This is a genomic window from Pseudomonas sp. MD195_PC81_125, from assembly GCF_014060985.1.
GTDB classification, from domain to species: domain Bacteria; phylum Pseudomonadota; class Gammaproteobacteria; order Pseudomonadales; family Pseudomonadaceae; genus Aquipseudomonas; species Aquipseudomonas parakoreensis.
On the sequence record NZ_JABULD010000803.1, the window covers coordinates 1 to 502 of the forward strand.

Here is a 502-nt window from a genome sequence, read left to right on the forward strand (position 1 = left end):
CCAATGACAGCTTTTCCTGGGTATTCGATACGCCGGGGGAGTTTGAATATTTTTGCGTGTTGCATCCGCAGATGATCGGCAAGGTGGTGGTGACGCAGTGAACTGGCTCGTGATCTGCTGAATACGTACCGCAAAGGTGTCGCTGGCCTGAGTGTTACTCAGCTACCAATCTGCACCTTTGCGGGGCTTGCCATGGGCTATCGGGTAGCACTGTTCTAGCTTCGGGCGGCAGCATTAAATCGCTGTTCGTTATGAATTCGTGAGTTAAATCATTCAAATCAAGCGCTTGGCCCGGTGCGGAGAAATCTGGCATGCATCGTGCTTTTTTGCATCCGTGGATAACTGGATACAAAAAAGACAAAAGGTGCTGCCATGCAATTCGCTCCTGCCTTCGATCAACGTCAACCGATGACCGCCGAAGAAGAGGCCTACAACTTTCTGTTGGAGGGCATTTGTGGTGGTCGGTACCGCAAGGGCGACCGGTTGATCGCCGAGGACATCG

2 pseudogenes are annotated in these 502 nt (G+C 52.2%); both read left to right on the top strand.

The annotated features are described in order from the left end of the window. A pseudogene (locus HT737_RS32185) lies at positions 1-101 on the top strand (amidase); the annotation flags it as partial. A 271-nt stretch (positions 102-372) separates the two neighbouring features. Continuing rightward, positions 373-502 (top strand): annotated as a pseudogene (locus tag HT737_RS29395) (GntR family transcriptional regulator); the annotation flags it as partial.